The 22,072-nt window shown below is 56.2% G+C and carries 16 protein-coding genes; 11 read left to right on the top strand and 5 right to left on the bottom strand.

The window, feature by feature from the left end; all coding sequences use genetic code 11:
• Positions 1 to 51 precede the first annotated feature (51 nt).
• From tal to B5D61_RS26765, 5 genes are all read right to left on the bottom strand, one after another.
• A complete protein-coding gene (gene tal / locus B5D61_RS04270; protein ID WP_078812056.1) occupies positions 52 to 1,005 on the bottom strand; it encodes a transaldolase in 954 nt (317 codons plus the stop codon).
• Between the two features lie 102 nt (positions 1,006 to 1,107).
• On the bottom strand, positions 1,108 to 1,701 hold the full coding sequence (locus tag B5D61_RS04265) for a hypothetical protein (protein WP_078812055.1): 594 nt from the start codon (positions 1,699 to 1,701) through the stop codon (positions 1,108 to 1,110).
• A 60-nt stretch (positions 1,702 to 1,761) separates the two neighbouring features.
• Positions 1,762 to 2,703, bottom strand: a complete 942-nt coding sequence (locus B5D61_RS04260; protein WP_078812054.1) for a 2-hydroxyacid dehydrogenase — start codon at positions 2,701 to 2,703, stop codon at positions 1,762 to 1,764.
• On the bottom strand, positions 2,700 to 3,032 hold the full coding sequence (locus B5D61_RS04255) for a globin domain-containing protein (RefSeq protein ID WP_425440056.1): 333 nt from the start codon (positions 3,030 to 3,032) through the stop codon (positions 2,700 to 2,702). The genes B5D61_RS04260 and B5D61_RS04255 overlap by 4 nt, the downstream gene beginning before the upstream one ends.
• The gene (locus tag B5D61_RS26765; RefSeq protein ID WP_245846454.1) at positions 2,990 to 3,169 is read right to left on the bottom strand and encodes a hypothetical protein; all 180 of its coding nucleotides are present in this window, start codon (positions 3,167 to 3,169) and stop codon (positions 2,990 to 2,992) included. The genes B5D61_RS04255 and B5D61_RS26765 overlap by 43 nt, the downstream gene beginning before the upstream one ends.
• On the opposite strand from B5D61_RS26765, the gene B5D61_RS04250 reads away from it, so the two are divergent.
• The 11 genes from B5D61_RS04250 (at position 3,168) to B5D61_RS04200 (ending at position 22,067) form a co-directional block, all read left to right on the top strand.
• The gene (locus B5D61_RS04250; RefSeq protein ID WP_176159215.1) at positions 3,168 to 3,539 is read left to right on the top strand and encodes a molybdenum cofactor biosynthesis protein MoaE; all 372 of its coding nucleotides are present in this window, start codon (positions 3,168 to 3,170) and stop codon (positions 3,537 to 3,539) included. The genes B5D61_RS26765 and B5D61_RS04250 overlap by 2 nt on opposite strands.
• Before the next feature lie 174 nt (positions 3,540 to 3,713).
• Positions 3,714 to 4,877, top strand: coding sequence for a hypothetical protein (locus tag B5D61_RS04245; protein ID WP_176159214.1), 1,164 nt, complete (start codon positions 3,714 to 3,716; stop codon positions 4,875 to 4,877).
• Between the two features lie 118 nt (positions 4,878 to 4,995).
• Positions 4,996 to 6,507: an RIP metalloprotease RseP gene (rseP, locus tag B5D61_RS04240; protein WP_078812050.1), complete on the top strand. Its 1,512-nt coding sequence runs from the start codon at positions 4,996 to 4,998 to the stop codon at positions 6,505 to 6,507.
• 62 nt (positions 6,508 to 6,569) lie between these two features.
• Positions 6,570 to 8,369 (top strand): (E)-4-hydroxy-3-methylbut-2-enyl-diphosphate synthase, encoded by a 1,800-nt coding sequence (gene ispG, locus B5D61_RS04235; RefSeq protein ID WP_078812049.1) that lies wholly within the window; start codon positions 6,570 to 6,572, stop codon positions 8,367 to 8,369.
• 64 nt (positions 8,370 to 8,433) lie between these two features.
• Positions 8,434 to 10,545 carry a glycogen debranching protein GlgX gene (gene glgX / locus B5D61_RS04230; RefSeq protein ID WP_176159213.1) on the top strand — a complete coding sequence of 704 codons (2,112 nt, stop codon included), beginning with the start codon at positions 8,434 to 8,436 and terminating at the stop codon, positions 10,543 to 10,545.
• 61 nt (positions 10,546 to 10,606) lie between these two features.
• On the top strand, positions 10,607 to 11,620 hold the full coding sequence (locus B5D61_RS04225; protein WP_078812047.1) for an AAA family ATPase: 1,014 nt from the start codon (positions 10,607 to 10,609) through the stop codon (positions 11,618 to 11,620).
• A 16-nt stretch (positions 11,621 to 11,636) separates the two neighbouring features.
• Complete coding sequence (locus B5D61_RS04220; protein WP_078812046.1) at positions 11,637 to 12,536, top strand: DUF58 domain-containing protein; 900 nt, start codon at positions 11,637 to 11,639, stop codon at positions 12,534 to 12,536.
• The gene (locus B5D61_RS04215; RefSeq protein WP_078812045.1) at positions 12,533 to 14,632 is read left to right on the top strand and encodes a vWA domain-containing protein; all 2,100 of its coding nucleotides are present in this window, start codon (positions 12,533 to 12,535) and stop codon (positions 14,630 to 14,632) included. Before B5D61_RS04220 ends, B5D61_RS04215 begins: the two co-directional genes overlap by 4 nt.
• Positions 14,633 to 14,962: 330 nt before the next feature.
• Positions 14,963 to 18,712, top strand: coding sequence for a hypothetical protein (locus B5D61_RS04210; protein ID WP_078812044.1), 3,750 nt, complete (start codon positions 14,963 to 14,965; stop codon positions 18,710 to 18,712).
• Between the two features lie 35 nt (positions 18,713 to 18,747).
• Positions 18,748 to 21,117, top strand: a complete 2,370-nt coding sequence (locus B5D61_RS04205; RefSeq protein WP_078812043.1) for a glutamine amidotransferase — start codon at positions 18,748 to 18,750, stop codon at positions 21,115 to 21,117.
• On the top strand, positions 21,114 to 22,067 hold the full coding sequence (locus B5D61_RS04200) for a hypothetical protein (protein WP_078812042.1): 954 nt from the start codon (positions 21,114 to 21,116) through the stop codon (positions 22,065 to 22,067). Before B5D61_RS04205 ends, B5D61_RS04200 begins: the two co-directional genes overlap by 4 nt.
• Positions 22,068 to 22,072: the final 5 nt, after the last annotated feature.

Below are 22,072 nucleotides of genomic sequence, written 5' to 3'. Positions count from 1 at the left end.
GCCCCCCAAAGGAGCCGCGTCTAAAGTTAGAAGATCAGTTTTGACCTCGTCTTACAGGCTGGCTTCGATCAGCTTTTCCAGCTTCACGATGTCCTTGCCGAAGTTACGAATGCCTTCAGCGGTCTTCTCAGTCGCCATGGCGTCTTCATTGAAGAGCCAGCGGAAGGTCTTCTCGTCGCTGCCGATGCGCTCGATCTTGAGGGACTTCGCGTTCTCGGCGTTGAGCTTCTGGGTCAGAGGCTCTTCAGAGGATTGAAGCTCGCCGAGGAGACCTGGAGAAATGGTAAGCAGGTCGCAACCAGCCAGCTCGGTGATTTCACCTTTGTTGCGGAAGCTAGCGCCCATGACTTCAGTCTTGTAGCCGAAGTGCTTGTAGTAGTTGTAGATCTGGGTCACGGACTGGACGCCGGGATCTTCAGCACCTTCGTAGTTCTGGCCGGTGCTCTTCTTATACCAGTCGAGGATACGACCAACGAAAGGCGAGATCAGTTTGATGCCGCCTTCAGCACAAGCGACGGCTTGGGCGAGGCTGAACAGGAGGGTCAGGTTGCAGTTGATGCCTTCTTTCTGAAGGATCTCGGCGGCTTTGATGCCTTCCCAGGTGGAGGCGATCTTGATCAGGACGCGCTCACGGCCAATGCCTTCCTTCTCATACATGCTGATGAGATGGCGGGCCTTGTCCACGTTGCCCTGAATGTCGAAGGACAAGCGAGCGTCCACTTCGGTGGAAACGCGGCCAGGAACGATCTTTAGGATCTCGAGACCAAAGAGGATGAGGATGCGGTCCATGATCGCTTCCACTTTGGCAGCACCGGTCAGGCTGCTGGTTTTGTATTCAGCGACAGCTTTGTCCACCAGGGACTTGTATTCAGCTTTCTGGGAAGCCTGAAGGATGAGCGAAGGGTTGGTGGTGGCGTCCTGGGGCTTGTAGGCCTTCATGGCCTCGAAGTCGCCAGTATCGGCCACGACGGTCGTGTACTGCTTGAGCTGATCGAGCTGATTCATACTTTTTTCTTGGATGTAAGGGGCTGCGAGAATAAGGGCGGACGGCCTGGATGCAAGCGACGGGTGCACAGACGTCGCCAGAAGATCCGTGGGGGCGTCGTCTTAGGCGAGATCGCGGTCTGTGGGCTCGCGTCCCAAGAGAAGGGCCAGCGGGATGCCCGCCAGCAGCCATTCGATGAAGTAATCGGCCATGCCGACGATGACTTCACGAGGCGGGAGCTCAAACCAGATGTGCTGCGGGAGGATGCACACCAAACCGGCAAACAGGCCTGCGGCAGCGCAGAATGTGAGGCGGCCCGGTAAGGATAAGACCGTCTGACTCAGCAAAGCGCCCAAAATGAGCGCTGCGAGGAACGACCGGCCGATGCTCCACCCCATATTGACGTGCATGTTCCAGTCATGTCGGCCCGGGCGGAGGATGGCGTAGAGATAGGGGCCATTTTCGCGGGCTTTTTGATGGGCTGTGTCCAGGTTCTTCTGTTCGGCAGGGTCTGCATAGGACACGGCTTTTCGAGGGAACGGGAGCACATACATGCCTGTGCCGTGGGTCGCATTGGCCTTGATCACTTCCGTGACAGCGGCTTCGTCTTTGAAGTCATACATGCCCTTTTCATGCCAGCCCAGGAGCATCCAGGAGACAAAACCCCAGGTGAAGGAGAGGGCGGCCGCGAGCAGGGCTGCAAGAAACAGTTTCATACATTCAGGGTGTAACATTCTGCTTCTTCTGACAACCAGCCATTCGGGTGCGGTGTTGTTTTAAACGGGAGTGAGCAGTGGGGCTCCGCTGAAGTGGGCATTCACATTCCCCACGCACAAGGCGGCCATGGCTTCTCGGGTTTCTTGGGTGGCACTGCCGATGTGAGGAAGTAAAACGACGCGTTCGTCATTCAGGAGTTCGGCGGGGATCTGAGGCTCGTGTTCGAAGACGTCCAGGCCAGCACTGCGGATCGTTCCCGAATTCAGCGCCGTGACCAAAGCCTGCTCGTCCACCACGCTGCCACGGGCGATGTTGATCACGGTTCCATGGGGGCCGAGTGCGCGGAGTATCTCAGCATCCACCAGATGGTGGGTTCCAGCCCCTCCCGGGCAGGCGACGACCAGAAAGTCGGACTCTTCAGCCAAGCTTTTGAGGCCGTCGCAATAGTGGTAAGAAACGTCCGACTGTGCGTGGCGACCATGGTAGGCGATCTTCAGACCATGGGGAACCAGCCGCTCAGCGATGGCTTTGCCAATGCGCCCCAGCCCGAGAATCCCTGCCGTTTTGCCACGTAAGCTGTGCGCTAGGGGAAACGGAGCCCGAGGCCACTGCTGGGCGCGCACGTAACGCTCCGCTTCGGCGAGTCGGCGGCTGGTCATCAGGATCAATCCCACGGCGATGTCCGCGACATCATCGGTCAGAACATCAGGCGTGTTGGTGACATGGATTCCTCTCTGACGACAGTATTCGACCGGAACGCCATCGTAGCCCACGCCGAAGACACTGATGATTTCCAGAGCAGGTAGTTTCTTCAGCAGTTCCACCGGAGCTTGGCTGCCTCCGGCCATGACAATGCCGCGGATGCGTGGTCCGGCTTCTGCCAGGAGCGTCTCCTTGTGCTCAGTCATGAAGTAGCTGTGGCAGATGCAGGCCTCCCACAGCGGTCCCAATAGAAATTGGGGGAGAGGAGCCAGGAGTAAGATTTCTGGTTTTGAGTTCATGCGGATTCCTCCCGATTGCGCATGAAATCGGCGATCTGGGCGAAAAAGGCTCCGAGGAGGGGGACATGTTCAAGAGGGATCTCCACTTCTCTCATGGAAGCTCCCATCAAGTCCAACCAACGGTCGCGCTCGGCTAGACCGATCGAAAACGGCATGTGCCGACCGCGGAGGCGTGGATGACCACGCTCCTGCAGGTAAGTTTCTGGGCCGCCCAATCGGTAAATGAGGAAATCCGCCAACCTTTTCTCTGCGCCGTCCCAATCGTCCGGTGGATACATGGGGCCGATCAGATCGTCTTGCCGCACACGTCGATAAAACGCGGTGACCAATACGCGAAGCCGATCTTCGCCGAGATGATGATAAAGACTGCCCACTGCATCCATGCCTGACACATGCCAAGCCTGACGCGCTTTTCCAGCTTGGGATGGATTTTCCTGTGGGCTGGTGTAGCGGAGGATTCCGCCATGTCCTTTCTGCTGACGAACGATCCCATCTCAGACGCGGCCTGCCCTTTCTCCCCTGGGCAGGGAGCCGAGGTGCGATTTCTCGGCGTGGTGCGAGAGCTGGAGGGAGATCAAACCATCACGGGGATCGACTACAGCGTCTATCGTCCCATGGCGGAGAAGATGCTGGAGGAACTGATTGCTCAAGGCACCGCCGAACACGGACCTCATGAGGTATTCATCCAGCATCGTTTAGGATTTGTGACGGCGGCCGATGCCTCCATCGTGATCTGGGTGCGCACCAAACATAGCGCGGAGGCTTTTGACCTCTGCCGCTGGTATTTGAGGGAGGTCAAAACCCGAGTTCCCATTTGGAAGAAGCCGTGCTTCTGAGTCTTCTTGCCGCCTGACAAACTTAATGGTTAAGGTGATTAAAAAGATTCTGCCAAATTTTCATAATTAACGCACCGACTCGAAATAAACGTAGGTGCTACGGCTATCTAGGCCTTTGAGAAGGCATGGGTCTTGTTACAGTTGGCCGATATGTTCTGTGCCCTCCCGAAACGCGTGTGGATGCTTCTTGCACCAGCCTGTCTGTGGCTCACAGGCTGTCAGCTCCCTGAGGACGCGATGACCGTTCGCCGGGCGGAATCTGCGGGCTCGGGGACACTTTTTGCGGGGGCAGGAGAGTTGAATGTCCCTATCCGAGCTTCATCCATCAATGACGTGGCTCGGATGTTGGCTGGGATGGAGGCTTATGGCGGACAGAGCGGATTTGCTGCGGTGCGGGATTCCTCTGCGTGGCCGCATCACCAGCGGCAGATGGAGGCTCTGTGGCGGCGTCATGAACTCGGTCGCGGGCAGAAAGTCCGTGCTTGGGCAGCGCAGGAAATCTCGGATCTGCAACACAACCGGGCGCTTTTTTATCCATTCAGCGGCCCTGACTACCTCTTTGCCCATGAGCTTTTCCCGAGTGCCGAGACATACATCCTTTGTGGGCTGGAGCCTGCGGAACCGCTGCCAGATTTGCGGACGCTGTCTCCCGGCGATGTGGCCCTGGGGCTTTACGGACTCCGCACGTCACTGAGCAGCATCATGGATGCTGGCTACTTCGTGACGAAAGACATGCGGAATGATTTTCAAGCGACGCGGTTCCGCGGCACTCTACCGGTCTTGCTGGTTTTCCTGGCGCGCACGGGAGCGACAGTGGAGAGCGTGGACATCGTGACTTTGGATGGCTCGGGAACGCCTGTTCTGACGGTAGCGGCGGGCGGGTCTGCCCCAGGATTAATGATCCGCTTCCGAAATGGCGTGGGGGGCATGAAGCGGTTGTTTTATTTCCGGCAAGATCTCTCCAATGGCAGCACGCGGTTGGGTGGAGCGTTCCTGACGTTTGTGGCTAAGCAGGGTTACCCACCTGCCCTGGTGAAGAGTGCTTCCTATCTGATGCACGACAGTGGTTTTTCCAACATCCGCTCCTATTTGGTGCGCTCCACCTCCGGATTGGTTCAGGACCCTTCTGGTGTCCCCTATCGTGACCTCGTGAATGCCGGACTCAGCGTGGATCTCTATGGTCGCTACCAGGGCACATTGGGCATTTTCAGCCAGCAGCAGCCGGATTTGATGTCGGCCTACTCCAGTGGAGGGCATCGGGTGCAGGCGGTGGATTTTGGATTTGGGTATCTCTACAACAGCTCCAGCACCAGCATCATGGTCGCACGTCGGCGTTGAAGCGGGCGGTCTAGGATTTCCAGAATTTTACCATCTGGAGGATTGCCCTTATGGCCTAGGGTGTTAGCTTTCCATCCCTGCGCCGCTGTGGCGCGTATAAGCTTTCACGTTACGACCTATGCAATGGCTTTCTTCTCTCGGTTCGGTGGGTGAGACTCTCCGCATCATCATCCTCGTTTTTGAGGTTCTTCTAGTCTTCAACCTCATGATCCTGGTGCATGAATGGGGGCACTTTTTGGCTGCTCGCTGGCGTGGGTTGAAGGTGGAGGCTTTTTACATCTGGTTTGGGAAGCCTCTTTGGAAAAAGACCATCAACGGCGTGGAATACGGCTTGGGGAGCATCCCGGCGGGTGGTTTCGTCAAACTCCCACAGATGGCCCCGATGGATACCATTGAAGGAGCCAGCAGCAGTGACGAGCCTCTGCCGCCGATCAAGCCCCTGGATAAGATGATCGTCGCCTTTGCGGGCCCTCTGTTCAGCTTCGGACTGGCCTGTGTCTTTGCTTTGTTGGTGAGCTGGTTGGGCAAACCTCAGTCGGAAGCTTTTGTCACCACCACCATCGGCTACGTCGCTGAAGATAGCCCCGCAGCTAAAGCAGGCCTGAAGCCTGGCGACGTGATCAAATCCATCGATGGTCACCCGATTCGCCGATTTGAAGGGTTTGTGGACAGCGTGCGTTGGGGGATCATCTCCAGCGAGGGAAGTGAGATCAATTTTGAGGTAGATCGCCCCGGAGAAGGCTTGAAAACACTCCCCGTCTCCTCCAAATGGCCGGATGTGGAGAAAAAAGCCAGCTCGTGGTGGAAGTCCATCTTCGAGCGGCCAGCACTTCGTGAGGTGGGCATCCTGGGGAAATCAACTCCAATGGTGGGCAAAGTGGCCCCTCATAGCCCGGCGGCCGATGCAGGCTTGCAACCCAATGACGAACTTCTCAGCGTGGATGGGATTCCCCTGCTCAGCCCGATCCAGCTTGCCGAATATCTGGAGAATAAGGCCAATCAGACCGTGCAGGTCATGATCCGTCGCAAAGATAATAACGGCGTGGCTAGTGAAATGCCGATCGCTCTCGTTCCTCGCGTGCCAGACGTTTGGAAGCTAGATGAGAAGCCACGCATTATGGTCGGCATCGAGTGGCATGCGACGGGTGAGCGGAAGCTCTACTACCCCGGTGTGCCAGAGCAGGTCTCTGATGCCGCACGGAGTATGTTCAGCATGATCAGCAAACTGGTCTCCGGTAAATCGGACATCAGTGTCGCTCACATGAGTGGTCCCGTGGGCATTGGTCGTGTGTACTACAATCTGCTTCAGGATCCGGCGGCTCTTCTTCAGATCCTCTGGTTCAGTGTCGTGCTCAATATCAACCTCGCCATCATGAACATGCTGCCATTCCCAGTCCTGGATGGTGGTCACATCACCATGGCGATTGCCGAGGCGCTGCGCCGGAAACCGCTCCATTCTCGCGCTCTGGAATGGCTGCAGACCGCGTGTGCGCTCACCCTGTTTGGCTTTATTTTCTTCGTCACGTTCAAGGACCTGGGAGATATCTTCCTGGGCGGTGGCGGCAAGAAGGTGAATCCGGCCCAGGAAATCCAGTGGTTGCCCAAGGATCAGCGCCCCGAGACGAAGTGAAGTCTTCGCCTTCGTCGTTGCATCACCCTCAGGTTCGAGTTTGATGTCCATCACCACCTCCGATGACCGCGACCAGCCTGCTTCGTTACTGCCCTGACCTGTATCATTACCAGCGCCGTGAGACGCGTGTGGTGACGGTGGGGAACATCGGCATTGGTGGGGATAATCCCATCCGTGTGCAGTCCATGCTCACGAGCGACACGCGGGACGCCGAAGCTTGTGTGAAACAAGCCCTCGAACTCGCTGCCGTGGGCTGTGAGATCGTGCGTGTCACGGCTCAAACCCGGGTCATCGCAGAGAATCTGGAGCACATTCGCGATGGATTGCGCTCAGCTGGGTGCGATGTGCCATTGGTTGCGGACATTCACTTCAAGCCTGACGCGGCCATGGAAGCCGTGAAGTGGGTGGAGAAAGTGCGCGTGAATCCCGGCAACTACGCCGACAAGAAGAAGTTCGCGGTCAAGGAATACACCGACGAGGAATACGCCGAAGAAGTGGCCTACATGGAGGCGCAATTCGTGCCTTTGGTCGAGGAGTGCAAGCGTCTGAATCGCGCCATGCGCATCGGCACCAATCATGGCAGCTTGAGTGATCGCATCATGAATCGTCATGGCGATACCCCTCATGGCATGGTGGAGAGTGCCCTCGAGTTTGCCCGCATTGCCCGGGCTAATGACTTCCACAATTTCCTCTTCTCGATGAAGGCCAGCAATCCGAAGGTCATGATTGAGGCCTATCGTCTGCTGGTGGCTCACCTGAATGCCTTAGGCAGCGATTGGAATTATCCGATTCACCTGGGAGTGACCGAAGCTGGCGACGGGGAAGATGGGCGCATCAAAAGCGCGATTGGGATTGGCTCCCTGCTGTCGGACGGCATTGGCGATACCATCCGCGTGTCCCTGACCGAAGATGCGATTCACGAAATCCCCGTCGCGCGGGCTCTGATTCAATCGGTGCTTAAGGGCGCTCGTGCAGGTCAATGCGGGGCGACCAGTGAGGCATTGCCGATCAGCTACGATCCTTTTACCTACAGCCGGCGGGCGACGGAAAAGCTCAATGTTCAAGGCATTGAGGTCGGCGGTGGTTCGACCGTCGCGGTCTTCACCACGCGTCGGAAATGGGACGCGGTGGCACATAAGCTGGATAAGTTAGGTGATTTCAAACCGGAAGTGGTTCTTGAGGACAGCGGAGTCGTGGCGGTGGACCCGCGTGACGACAGTGCTCTGCATGATGTGAATGCGGCTGTGGAAGCGAAGCTGGTGACGGTCGCTGATGGATTGGACCTGTCCCCCATTCATGCCTTCCGTCTCTTGGCAGCCAAGCTGGATGTCAGGCACTCGATTCTGCTCAAAGACACCTTTGCTGGAGAAGCCACCGAGGCAGGTCAGTCGGATTTTACCGATAATCTGCTGACGGCGGCAACCAACATTGGAGCGATGCTTTGCGATGGGATTGGCGATGCCGTCTTGGTCAATGGTGAAGAAGCTCCGGGGCAATCTCTGCGCATCAGCTATAACATTCTTCAGGCAGCGGGTGTCCGTATTTTCAAGACGGACTATGTGGCCTGCCCGAGCTGCGGACGTACGCTCTTCAATCTCCAGCAAACGACTCAAAAAATCCGTGCTTCCACAGGTCACCTCAAAGGCGTGCGTATCGCCGTCATGGGTTGCATCGTGAATGGCCCTGGAGAGATGGCGGATGCGGACTTTGGCTACGTGGGCGGAGCCCCTGGCAAGATTAATCTCTATGTGGGCAAGACGGCTGTGAAATTCAATATCCCCGAAGAAGAAGCTGTGGAACGTCTTGTGGACTTGATCAAAGAACACGGTCGCTGGTTTGATGCACCACCCCTTGCGGCCTAGAAGAATGGGTTCATTTTTCAAATACATCATGCAGCGGCCCGCCCCTTGCTGCATGAAAAAAACCATGCCTTCCGACCCGGCCATCTGTGCGCCCAACCGCCCCGGAGTCACCCTCACGCCTGAGGGCGCCCATTTCGTCGTTTTTGCACGCCATGCTACCGCCATGGATCTGTGCCTGTATTCACCCGCTGATCCCAAGCAGGAGACCGCTCGGGTGCGCATGACACGGGGTGAGCGTGACCTCTGGCACGCCTTTGTGGACAAGGTCAAATCCGGCCAACTCTACGGCTACCGTGCTCATGGCCCTTGGATGCCGGATAGCGCCCTCCGTTACAATGCCAATAAGCTGCTGCTGGACCCCTATGCGCTGGCCATTGTGGGCAAACCGGATGGAGCGACGGGTATGCTTGGTAGCGGTGGGCCTAATGTATTGCCTGGGGCCTACGACAATGGCCCAGAAGCGCTCAAGTCAGCGGTTGTGGAAAACCGCTTCAATTGGCGTGGAGACACACTGCCTGCCATTCCCTGGCGGGATACGGTGATCTATGAGATGCATGTGAAGGGCTTTACCCAAAAGCACCTGGGCATTCCGAAGAAGCTTCGCGGCACCTATGCGGGTCTCGCGCATCCCGAGGTGATCGCTTATCTCAAAGACCTCGGCGTCACTAGCTTGCAGCTTTTGCCCGTTCATCAGCATCTGGACGACCAGTTTTTGCTGGAAAAGGGGCTAACCAATTATTGGGGTTATAACACCATCGGATTCTTCGCGCCTCATAACGAATACGCGGCGGCGAAAGACCCCCAAGGCCAGGTCAACGAGTTTAAAGAAATGGTTCGCGCCTTGCATGCGTCGGGCCTGGAGGTGATTCTGGATGTGGTTTACAATCACACGGCAGAGGGAGATGAGCGAGGGCCTACGCTGATGTTCCGGGGGCTGGATGACCGCTTTTATTACCGCCACTCCTTTGGTGAACATGGCGCTAGCTACATCAACATCACCGGCTGCGGCAATGCCGTGGACTCGGCCACACCGGCCGCCCTGCGTCTAATTTTAGACAGCCTCCGCTATTGGGTGACGGAGATGCATGTGGATGGCTTCCGGTTTGATTTGGCAGTCACAGTGGCTCGCGATCAGCATGACAATTACGATGCTAACTCGCAGTTCCTGGCGGCAGTTGCTCAGGATCCAGTGCTCTCGCAGGTCAAGTTGATTGCGGAACCCTGGGATATCTTCCGGATGGATAGCTATCAGGTGGGCGGATTCCCCGAGCCATGGCGGGAGCTCAATGGAAAATATCGGGACTCGGTTCGACGATTCTGGGCAGGAGATGAAGGCTCGACGGCGGAATTCGCCAAACGCATCTGCGGAAGCCAGGATGCGTTTGGTTGGAATTCGCGGCCCGCACTCAGCAGCGTGAATTTTCTCACCAGCCATGATGGCTTCACGCTGATGGATCTGGTGAGTTACGCCAGCAAGCACAATGAAGCGAACGGCGAGGATAATCGCGATGGTGATAACTCCAATCACAGCGTGAGTTGTGGCGTGGAGGGCCCGACAAAAGATCCTCGCGTGAACAGCTTACGGGCTCGTTTACGGCGCAGTCTCATGGCCACGCTGATGACCTCCGTAGGGGTGCCGTTCATCAATGCCGGTGACGAACGTGGCCGCACGCAGAAGGGGAATAACAATGCCTACTGCCAGGACAATGACCTCAGTTGGATGGACTGGAGCACGGGTGACGAGGAGATGCTGGACTTCACACGTCGGATCATTGCGTTGCGTAAAAGCGTGGCCAGCTTCCGGCGCACGCAGTTCTTTGATGGCTTGGTGAATCCTGCCTCAGGTTTGGCGGATGTGACTTGGCTGGAGGGGAATGCGACCCTGCTTTGCCACGAAGAATGGCATGATCCTCACCGCAGCTTTTTTGGGGCATTGTTGGATGGGAGCCCCCCCATGCTGCTCATCTTCAATCGTGGAGATTTACCGCAGAATTTCAGCCTGCCAGGGAGTGGCAAGACGGTCTGGAGCTTGGTTTTCGACACGAGTCTCACGCCTGGTTTCGTGGCGAAAGACTCGCGTTTGATTGACGGTGGCGTGGCTTTTCAGGTGAAAGCCAGCTCCATGGTATGCCTGCGATTGAACGAGGGACCTGCCTTGGTGGGGGAGAGCTGCTAATAAAATCCATCAAAGCGCACGATAGCTTGGCATGACTGAGGCTGTTTGATAGACAGCGCTTATGCCTGACTCTGCCGTCTCTTCCCCAGCCGCTGTTTTATCGGATCAAGAAGCCATCGACATGTTGGCAGGAGCGCGGGAGAAAATTCTGGCGGAGGTGGGTAAAGTCATTGTGGGGCAGACGCAGGTGGTGGATGAAATGCTCATCGCACTGCTGTCTGGTGGACACTGTTTGATTACAGGAGCGCCCGGGTTGGCTAAAACACTGTTGGTTAAGACGGTGGCCGACGTTTTTGACCTCAGCTTTCACCGGATTCAGTTCACTCCTGATCTGATGCCCTCAGACATCACCGGGACGGAGATCCTGGAAGACACAGCCAGCGGTCGGCAATTGGTGTTTAAACCTGGGCCGGTTTTTGCAAACATGATCCTGGCGGATGAAATCAACCGAACGCCTCCCAAAACCCAGGCTTCGCTCCTGGAGGCGATGCAGGAGCATCAAGTGACGGTGGCTGGGCGCAGCCTGCCTTTGCCCAAACCGTTCTTTGTTTTGGCGACGCAAAACCCGATTGAAATGGAAGGCACCTATCCGCTGCCAGAGGCGCAGCTTGATCGCTTCATGCTGAATATCGTGATCGACTATCTCAGTGAAGATGATGAAGTGGCCGTGGTGACACGCACCACCAGCGGCAGGTCGGAGACGATTCAGCAACTCTTTCATGGACCGCAGCTTCAGGCCTTTCATCAACTGGTGAAAAAAGTGCCGGTGGCTGAAGATGTGGCGCGGTATGCCGTCCGACTGGCCGCTTCTTCGCGTCCTGGACGACCCGGAGTGCCGGACTTCGTCAATGAGTGGGTCAGTTGGGGGGCAGGAACGCGTGCCTCTCAATGTCTCGTTCTCGGCGGGAAAACCCGTGCACTCCTGCATGGACGTGCACATGTGACTCTGGAGGATATTCGGGCGATGGCTCAACCTGTTTTGCGACATCGTATTCTGATCAACTATCGAGCCGAGGCCGAAGGTGTAACGGTGGGCAAGGTGATCGAGAAGCTCCTTGAAGGAGTGATGAAATAATTCTGAACTTACAGTTATGCCTGCTTCACTCGACGCTGCCGCTTTGGCTCGCATCCGCTCTCTGGAGCTGCGGGCGAAAGTCATCGTCGAGGGGCTTTGGAAGGGCATGCATCGGAGTCCTTACCATGGCTTTTCGGTCGAGTTCAGCGAATACCGCGCTTATGTGCAGGGGGATGATCCTCGGGCGATTGATTGGAAAGTTCTGGCTCGTAGTGATCGCACCTTCATCAAGAAGTTTGAAGACGAAACCAATCTGAGATGTCAGCTCGTGGTGGATCACAGCCGATCCATGAAATTTGGTTCAGGGCCGATGACGAAGGCAGACTATGCGGCGACTCTAGCTGCCACGCTGGCTTTATTCCTGATGCAGCAGGGGGATGCTGTCGGTGTCACAACCTTTGGCCCGAGCCTGCAAGAGCATATCCCGGCGAGGAATCGTCCCGGCCACCTCAGGCGCTTGATGCTGGAACTGGAGAAGCCCGCGCCGGCGGGTGCCACAGCGCTGGATCTGAGCGTGAAGCAGTTGGCTGATCTGGTGCGCAAGCGCGGCGTGATTTGCCTCGTGTCTGATATGCTGGCTCCCGTGGAAAAGCTCGAGCGTCAGCTCGGTTTGTTAGGTGCCATGGGGCATGATGTGGTGGTGTTTCATGTCATGGATCGGGCGGAGATTGATTTCCGCTTCGATAAAGCCGCCCACTTCAGAGATTTGGAAACTGGAGCGGAGAGGTTCATTGATCCTTCCGTATCGCGAGAGATTTATCTGAACCGGTTAAACGTGCATCGCGACTTCATCCGGCGAGCCTGCGAGAGGCAGGGGATTGAGTATCATTGGACTCCGACGGACACTTCTTTGGAGCAGGTTCTCTTCGATTTCCTCTCCGTGCGAAATCGTAAGAAAGGAGGGCCTCGCAGATGAGCTGGCTGTTTCCACTCTATTTGTTAGGAGCTGCTGCCATCATTGGGCCGATCTTGATGCATCTGCGGCGTCGCCCTCCGCAGGACCGTATTGAGTTCAGCTCCTTGATGTTTCTGGAAGCACAGACGCCGATGCCCGTGAGCAAGCGACGGCTCGAGCATTGGCTGCTTTTGCTGCTGCGTTGCCTTGCTCTGATTTTGTTGGCCCTGATGTTTGCGCGGCCTCTGTGGCAGGCGGAGGAAACCGCGGCACTGGGGAAGAATGAGGCGATTTATCTCCTGGTTGATCGCAGTGCCTCCATGCGGCGAGCGGATTTATGGACCCAAGCCCGAGAAGAAACCGCCAAACTGGTGGCTGCGGCTAAACCCGGAGACCGCCTGGCCATCGCGACTTTCGATGGCGCTCTTGAGCCACGATGGACCTTCGCTGAGGATCGAGACTCCGCGAGTAACCGATCTGCTGTGGTTTCTCAGAGAATCGGCCAAGTGACCCCGGGCTGGGGCCGAACAGACTTGGGCAAGGCCTTGGTGGAAGCGTCATCGGCATTTGGGAGTGAAGCAGGCATGACCGGTCTGCGTAAGCGGATCGTGGTGCTGACCGATTTTCAAGAAGGCAGTCGGTTAGAGGCTCTGCGCGGGCAAGTTTGGCCAGAAACAGTGGCCGTGACGGTGCGACGTCTTGAGGTGGTGGACCAGGATAATCTCGCGCTTTCACTAGGGGCAACGAGTGAGGCATACGACTCAGCGGAGGAGGATCCATCCCCGCATCCACAACAGGCGAAGATGAATGTGAGAGTGCGTGTGAGCAATGCGCGAGACTCGAAACTCTCGGACTATACCTTAGCTTGGGAGCGAGGCGGCGGTGATCCCCTGAGGGGATATCTTCCTCCTGGGGTGAGCCGCGTCTTGGTGGCTCCACCCGTGTTTGAGGAGAAAAAGGCTTCGGTGCTGAGGCTGAGTGGGGATCGTTGGGATTTTGACAACCGTGTCTTTGTGGCCCCGCCGCAACCTCAACTGGTGGACCTGGTTTTCCTGGGTGATGAGAAGACTCGCGATGAGGCTGCTTCACCTTTGTTTTATCTGAGTCGTGCTTTGCAGCCGACAGCCACGCTGACACCAGAGCTTCAAGTCATCTCGCCTGAGGCAACGGCGCTTCCGGCAACCACCGACATCGTCTTTATCTCGGGTGCGGAGTTAAAAGCTCCCATGCTGCAATCCCTCAGCGCCTTTCTGAAAGCAGGGGGCTTGGTCGTTGCTGTGGTGGATGAACTGATGAAAACAGCCACGCTCGAAAGCCTGTGTCAGGTCAAGGGGATCACGCTGAGTCCGTCGCCATCTGCTCTTCAGTCGGATTACCTGATGCTCGCGGATGTGAAGACGGATCATCCCCTCCTGCGCCCGTTTGCGGATGAGCGGTTACGTGATTTCACCAAACTCAGATTTTGGAAACATCGGTTCGTGGATCTTCAGGGAGAGGCCGTGGAGAAGGTGAAGGTGCTGGCTCGGTTTGATAATCAAGCTCCGGCTTGGCTAACCGTGCCTTCGGGGAAAGGCAGTTTGATTCTCATGACCAGTGGTTGGCACCCGGCGGACAGTCAGTTGGCGTTATCAACCAAGTTCGTTCCTTTGCTCTATGGCTGGTTGGAAGCGGCAGGATTTCGCAACGAAACGTCTCCTTCGTTGTTGGTGGGAGATAGGCTGCCTCTGGATGCTGATATGACCCAGGTGATTGCGCCTGATGGCCAAGTTCTGAGGAGAGAGCCTGGGGCTTCTCTTTGGGCCGAGCAAGTGGGCATCTATGCTCTGCAGGGGCGTGGAGGTCATCAAGTGGCCGTGAATTTACCCCCTGAAGAAAGTCGCGTGGCTCCCTATTCCGAGGACAAGCTGAGGGAACTGGGGGTGAAGCTGGAGGTGATCGCGAGTGACGGAGTGGCTTCGCCCTCGGCGGAAGAAAAAGAGCGCCTGGCAGCTCATGAACAAGAGGGGCGTCAACGCGCTTGGCTCTGGTTGCTGGCGGGGGTGCTCCTGATGCTGGCAGGTGAAACGTGGTTGGCAGGAAGAATCCGAGAAGGGAGGGCGCAGCCAGCGTATTCATGAAAAGGAACCTTCATCGTTCGGTGACGCATGCGGGCCTGTGGCTTGGGCATAGGCACGAGGGTTCTCGTGTTAAACTCAGACTTAGAAAGGGGCCACGCTATGATTGAGCAACAGATCCTTCGAGAAAAGTTGCAGAGCGCGCAGCGCGAGTGGCGGCGAGCGCGAGCCCATCTTTGTTATTTCGGCGTCTATTTGTTGGCATCTGTCGTGTGCTTCGCAATTGCTTGGAACGTCCGCGATTTGCCTTGGATGACGGCGAGCGGTTCTTGGTGGCTGTTATTCGTTCCCGTGATCATCGCAGTGGCACTTGCGTCTTGGGCGTCACGGCCCATGCGTCTCCGAAGACAGGCGGTGCGGCAGTTGGAGCTGCAACACCCTGAGTTAGACGGCCTTTTGGTAACCGCAGAGGGGCTGCTAGAGAAACCGGAGCTGAATGTTTTGGAGCAGCGTGTGATCTCAGCGGCTACGGATCACGGGGCCAGCCATGATTGGTCTGCCACCCTCACACGATCTCGCGGTCGGACGTGGAAGGGGTTGATGTTTTTCGGGCTTTTGCTCTGGGTGAATGCGTTTCTGCTTATGAATCGTCGTTGGGAGCAGGTCCATGTCCAACCTGAGGCCGTGGTCGCCGCCGTCACGGAAACGAAAGAGGTACAACCTGGAGTGGTGACACTCACACCGGGAGATACGGAGATCGAGAGGGGAAGTCGTTTGATCGTGGAGGCCAAATTTGATTCCCAAGTGCCTGTGGATGCGACTTTGGTGGTGACTGAGATGAATGGGGACGAACGCGAACGACTGCCCATGAAACTCACTGTGGATGAACAGGTTTTTGGCGGGTTGATCGCCAGGGTGGATCGAGATGCCCGGTATCATGTCGAGTTCGCTGGCGGTCGTTCTCAGGAGCACCAGATCACCACCTTCATCTATCCTGCCTTGGAAAGAGCAGATGTGAAAATCACGCCACCTCCTTATGCTGGCCTGCCTACCAAAGAGTTAAAAAACACCCTCAAAGTGACCGCTATGGAGGGAAGCGATTTGGCATTCACTTTCAAGACCAACAAACCGGTCAAAGATGCCGAGCTTTTCGGTGAAGATAAAACCATCCTTCCACTCAAAGCCAGCGCAGACGATCCCACGCTTCTGACGGCCAGTCTCAAGGCAGAGAAGACCCAGAAATGGCGGCTTCATCTTGTGGATGCTCAAGAACGAGCGAATAAGAATCCCCCCTGGATCAGTGTGAAGGTGCAGTCGAACCAATTGGCTAAAATCGAGGTCGTGTTCCCCAAGCGCGATATTCAGGTGTCCGCCATTCAAGAGCTGCCTGTGGAGGCTCGAGTTTGGGATGATTTAAGTGTGACGCAGAGTGGCGTGAGTTTTAGCATTGCTGGGCGCAGCAAAGATGTGGTCTTCAAGCACAGTGCCACCCAGCCGGCCAAAAAATTGGAGTTGAAAGAGTTGTTAGATCTCGAGAATGAAAGCGCCGAGCCACGGCAATTGGTGAGTTACCATTTCTGGGCCGAGGACAAGGGGCCGCAGGGGGAAATTCGGCGAGCGATGAGCGATATGTTTTTTGCCGATGTGCGTCACTTTGAAGACATCTTCCGCGAGGCCGAAGCTCCTCCTAGCGAACCAGGTATGCCGGAGAAAAAGACGGACCTGGATAAGCTGGTGGAATTACAGAAGCAGGTGGTGAATGCCACTTGGCGATTGATTCGAGACACCAACGCAGGACGTGCCATGGAGGCGGCATCACCGGATGTGGATGTGGTGCATGAATCTCAAAGCATGGCTCTGGAGCAGACCAAAGAGCTGATGGAAAAAGTCGAGGATGCCGAGATCAAAAACGCACTGACAGAGGCCTGGAAAAGTATGAAGGATGTGTTGGAGCCTCTGGAAATGGCCTCTGCAGAGAAGAAGCGGTCTCCCTTGAATCAAGCACTCACTTTTGAGCAAAGTGCTCTGGAATGGCTGCATCGTGCCCAGAGCCGAGAGCATCGGGTGATGCGGCAAAACCAGCCAAGTCAATCCAGCACAGCTTCCGAAAAAGCCCGTCAAAATCAGATCATGAATCTGGAGCTCAAGCAGGGCGAACAGCGCTATGAGCAGGAGAGGCAAGCTTCTCCCGAACAAACCGCTGAGCAGCAAGAGAACCTCCAAGTGCTGAATCGGCTGAAGGAACTGGCACGGCGTCAGGAAGCCTTGGCGGAGAAGATGAAGGAACTGCAAAAGCAGATCGAAAAAGCCAAAACGGAGGAAGAGAAACAGGAGTTGGAAAACCAACTGCAGCGTCTGCAAGAAGAACAGGAACAGCTGCTGCGGGATGTCGATGAATTGAAAGATCGAATGGAGAGTCCTGAAAACGCCACCAACATGGCCGAGGCGCGTGAACAACTCGAGCAGACGCGTGAACAAGTCATGGATGCAGCGGAGAAGCTCAAGCAGCAGCAACTCGCCGATGCTGCCAATGCCGCGACGCGGGCTCAGAGAGAGCTCGAAGACATGCAAGAGGACTTCAAACAAAAAACAGCCAAACGCTTCAGTGATGAAATGAAGCAAGTGCGCCAACAGGCGCGTGAGATCGCGGAGGCCCAGAAGCAAATCAGTGAATCTTTGGAGAATCAAAAGACACCTCAAGAGAGCGGCGATACGAGCGCGACCCTGGAGAAAATGCTGGATGGCAGCCAAGTCGCACGGCAACTTGAAGAGCAAGGCACTCGGGTGAATGACCTCCTGGAAAACATGCGGCGGATCAGTGAACAGGCTGAAGGTAGCAACCCGCTTCTACATCGTCGTTTATATGAAGCAGTGCGGAATGCTCAGACAGGTGGACTTGAGGAGAACCTCGAGGAAGCTCGGATACAGTCTCGATATGGAAACCGTGCCGACGCTCAGGATGCCGAACGTAAAGCGGCAACGTCGGTGGATGAACTCCAGAAAGGGGTGCAGAAGGCTGCCGAGAGTGTGCTGGGGAGTGAGACGGAAGCTCTCCGTATGGCTCGCAACGAGCTGGATCGATTGATCAAGGAAGTAGAAGCTGAAGCTCAAGGAGGAGCGTCCTCCGACTCATCGCCATCTTCAAAAGAGGGGCAGCCTTCTCCCACCAACCAAACAGCTCAAGCTGAGAAGGGAGAAGCACCAAGCCGTGCAGAGGAAGGAGAACCTAAGATGACGGGGCAGGGGCAAGGCCAAGAAGCCGATCCCAAAACGGCTAATCAGTCACCTTCGCAGGAGGGGCAACCCTCAGGGCGCGGTCAGCCTGCCGGTGACGGCGAGCCACCTCCAAATCAGCAGAGCCAGCCCAACTCCATGGCCCAGAATCCCTCCCAAGCAGGTCAGGGCCAAGAAAAGGGACAAAGCCCTGGACAAGGTTCTGAATCGAAAGGCCAAGAAGGCGATCCGTCTTCTCAAACGGCGCAGAAGGGAAGCCCGGGAAAAGAGGGGTCTCAGACAGGTGGCCAACAAGCGAGTGCCCCAAATGCCTCGGGTCAGGGACAAGGGCAAGGAGCCGAGCAACCCGGCTCACAAGGGCAGAGCCCTGGGGAATCGGGCTCGCCATCCTCCAATCAACCGCAGATGGCTGAAGGTGGTCAGCGTGTCAACGGGGGGCAGCAATCCGGTGGAGGCAATTCCTCCGCTGGGGGAAGGAACTTGAGTGGCGATGATCGTCGCGGCTCAAGATCTGCCTCAATGGGCGGAGGAGGTTTCTTTTTTGATGAAGGAGTGGAGGTCGTGGATCGTGGTCCCTTGACTGGTGAGGGGTATGCGGACTGGTCCGATCGTTTACGGAATGTCGAAGAGCTTTTGGAACAGCCTGAGCTGCGCAATGAAGCGGCCAAGGTGTTAGATAATGCGCGGGCATTGCGGATTGATCACGAGCGTAACAATGAGTCTCCTCAAGCAGAGCATTTAGCCATGCGCATTACGCAGCCGTTGGTGGAGTTGCGGGATCGGGTCGCTGAGGAACTCGCGAAGAAGGGGCCGGAAAATCCTATGGTGCCGGTGGATCGAGATCCTGTCCCACCCGCATTTCGTGATTTGGTGAAACGTTATTATCAGGAGCTCGGCCATGGCAACTGAGGCTGTTATTTTTGAGGCATGAATCTGCGGGCAGCATGAGCTCTACTACCACTCTCATTTTCCAGCACCTTGAGCGTCTTTGGTTAGCTCTGGGGTTGCTTGTGATTGTGCTTGGCGGTGTGGTGTGGAGTTACCGTCGGCATTCATTGCGCGGAGTCGCGCGTTGGGCGGCTCCTTTATGCAAAGCCCTTGTGTGGTTGTTGTTGGCGGCGTGTTTGTTAGATCCTGTATGGTCGCGCAGACAGCCCATGAGTGGTGAGAATGAAGTGATCATCGTAGCGGATAATAGCGCGTCTTTGAACGTGGCGGAGATACCGGAAAGTGCCACGCGAGCGATGCAAATGCGTGAAGCTCTGGGGGCCGATGTTCAGAGTCCTCCGACGTGGTTGGAGGAGTTGGGGAGAATGTTTCGGGTCAAGACTCAAATCGTGGATGAGCGCCTTCAGAGCGTGACTCATTTTTCCAAATTGGATTTTTCGGGCAGCAAGTCGGAACTCCATGGTGCCCTGAGCACGCTTCGAAATGGGGGCACGAATAGCCGAGTTGCAGCCGTTGTGTTGGTTAGTGACGGCATTGCTACCGATGCCGTGAATGAGGTGGATCAGGCTTCGAAAGTGCCTGTATTCCCGGTGCGTGTGGGGAGCCAAAGCCCTCGTCCAGATCTTGCCATTGTGGATTACTCGGTGGCTCAAACGTCCTTTGAAGATACTCCCGTTACCATCACAGCGCAGATTAAGGGCCAGGGATTCGCCGACCAAGAGGTGGCTGTCTGTGTCTTGGATGAGCAGGGGAAGGTCTTGATCACCGAGAAGACTCGGGTGCCTTCAGATGGCGTTGTCCAGGTGGTCCGCTTGAGAGTGCCTGCGGTGAAGCCGGGCGTTTCATTTTATCGATTAGCCGTCATGGCCGGTGACTTGGTCGGCAAACCGGAGTGGAAGAAGCTGTCTCAAGAATCTACCCTGAGGAATAACGAGCGCCACATCGCCGTAGATCGTGGTTCAGGGCCCTATCGAGTGCTGTATATCTCGGGTCGGCCTAACTGGGAGTATAAATTTATGCGGCGTGCTTTGCTGGGTGATGACGAGATTCAGCTGCCTTCCTTGATTCGTATTGCCAAACGCGAACCTAAGTTCGAATGGCGTGGTCGGACGGGAGAAACGAGCAATCCCTTGTTTCGCGGTTTTGGTCAGCAGGCTGAAGCTCAGCGCTATGATCAGCCGGTCTTGATTCGTCTGGGAACCCGAGATGCGAAGGAACTGAGTGACGGATTTCCCAAGTCCCCCGAAACCTTGTTCGGAGAGTATCGAGCCATCGTGGTGGATGACCTCGAGGCCTCGTTCTTCACGCAAGAACAGATGAATTTGATCGAGCGATTCGTCAGTGAAAGAGGCGGGGCTCTGCTGATGCTGGGCGGTCAGGAATCCTATCAGGCTGGGGGTTACGACCACACCCCACTTGGTAGGATGCTGCCTGTGTATCTGGATCGTGTCAGCCAAGCGCCTGCGTTATCCAATGGTCGGTTCAATCTGACGCGTGAGGGATGGTTGGAGCCTTGGACACGCTTGCGTGCAAGCCGTGAGCAGGACGAGCAGCGGCTGGCTCAAATGCCCGGGTTTCAAGCCGTGAATCAAGTCTTTTCCATCAAGCCTGGAGCCAGTGTTTTGGCGACGGTGAGTAGTGATGAACAAGAGTCATTACCCGCTTTAACGGCGCAGCGCTTTGGGGAGGGAAGAGTGGCGGCGCTTACGTTAGGAGACATGTGGCGCTGGGGCATGCGTGATGAAGCGGCGAGTAAAGATCTAGAGCGTGCGTGGCGGCAGATGATGCGGTGGCTGGTGGTGGATGTGCCGGATCGTATTCAGTTGGTAGTGAGCTCGCTCGATGGTCGAGTGAAGCTGGAGACGCGTGTTCGTGACGAAGCTTTTCGTCCACTCGACGATGCGATGGTGAAAATCGAAGTGACGGGTCCAGAGGGGAAAAAATCATCGCTTTTTGCTGAACCTAGCTTACAAGAGGCGGGGCTTTTTGAGGCAGAGTTCTTTTCTCAGGTACCCGGTCCATATCGGGTTGAAGCCACCGTGGAAACGATGGCGACCGATGAGGGCCGTGGTTCTCCCATGATCATCGGACAGAAGGTCACGGGGTGGGCCCATGATCCAGTCGCGAAGGAGTTTGTCTCGCTGGAACCCCAAGTGGATTGGATGAAACAGCTGGCGGAGGAGAGCGGGGGGCAGGTGCTTGATCTCAATCAACTGAAGCAGCTTCCCGAGTTGCTCAACAACATCCGAGTGCCAGTGGAGGAAACCGTTACGGAACCCTTATGGCATGCACCTTGGATATTTGCTCTGATCTTAGGACTGCTCGGTGCAGAGTGGTGGATGCGAAGGAAAGGAGGTTTGGCATGAAGTCGAGTTGGTATTTGCTCCTCTGTTTTCTGACACTGGGAGTGCTGGCGGTGTCGGCAGAACAAACCTCGCCGAGTTCATCTCGTGAGGTGAATGTGTTGTTGGTGGTTGGCGCAGCCGGAACTGAGCAGTACGGCAAGCTTTTTGAGAGGCAGGTGACTGCTTGGGAAGAGGCCTGTTCGAAAGCTGGGCTTCCTATTCAGATCATCGGCCGAGGGAAGCCGGACGATGATGCCGCTCAGTTGGAGGCCGCATTAAGTCAGGCATCCTCTCAATCCACAGGTCAGTTCTGGCTGGTGATGATTGGTCATGGCACCTTTGATGGTCGCGAGGCCAAGTTTAATCTGCGTGGTCCGGATGTGACGGCACGCCAGATCAGCGATTGGTTACGGCATATGAAGAGGGAACTGGTGCTGATCCAGACAGCCTCAGCCAGTGGTGGATTCATTGCTTCGCTAACAGGGAAGAATCGCATCGTGGTGACAGCGACGAAAAGTGCGGATGAGATCTTTTACACGCGTTTTGGTGAGTACTTCGCACCTGCCATCGCGGGCCTAGCGGAGGCGGATTTGGATCATGACAAACAAGTGTCGGTCCTTGAGGCCTTCTTGTTTGCCAGCAAGAAGACGAGTGAGTTCTATGAAGCTGAAGGACGTTTAGCCACGGAGCACGCCCTACTGGAGGACAACGGGGATGGAGTCGGCACTCGCTTTGAGGTTTTTCAGGGGGTCGAAGCTACGGATCCCCAAGCGGATGGTCGGCGAGCGGCCCAAGTCGCCTTAGTGCTGAGTGAAGAAGAGCAAAAACTCACGGAGGCTCAGAGGCATCAGCGAGATGTTTTAGAAAGGGAATTGGATGCCCTGAAAAGTCGTCGGGCTGATCTAGGGGAGGACCGTTATTATGCCGATCTGGAAACCCTGATGCGCAAGTTGGCCGAGGTCTATCGGTAGCCCCT

Source organism: Prosthecobacter debontii, assembly GCF_900167535.1.
Lineage (GTDB): Bacteria > Verrucomicrobiota > Verrucomicrobiia > Verrucomicrobiales > Verrucomicrobiaceae > Prosthecobacter > Prosthecobacter debontii.
Note: the sequence above shows the minus strand (reverse complement) of the source record. Positions and strands in the feature narration are given on the sequence as shown.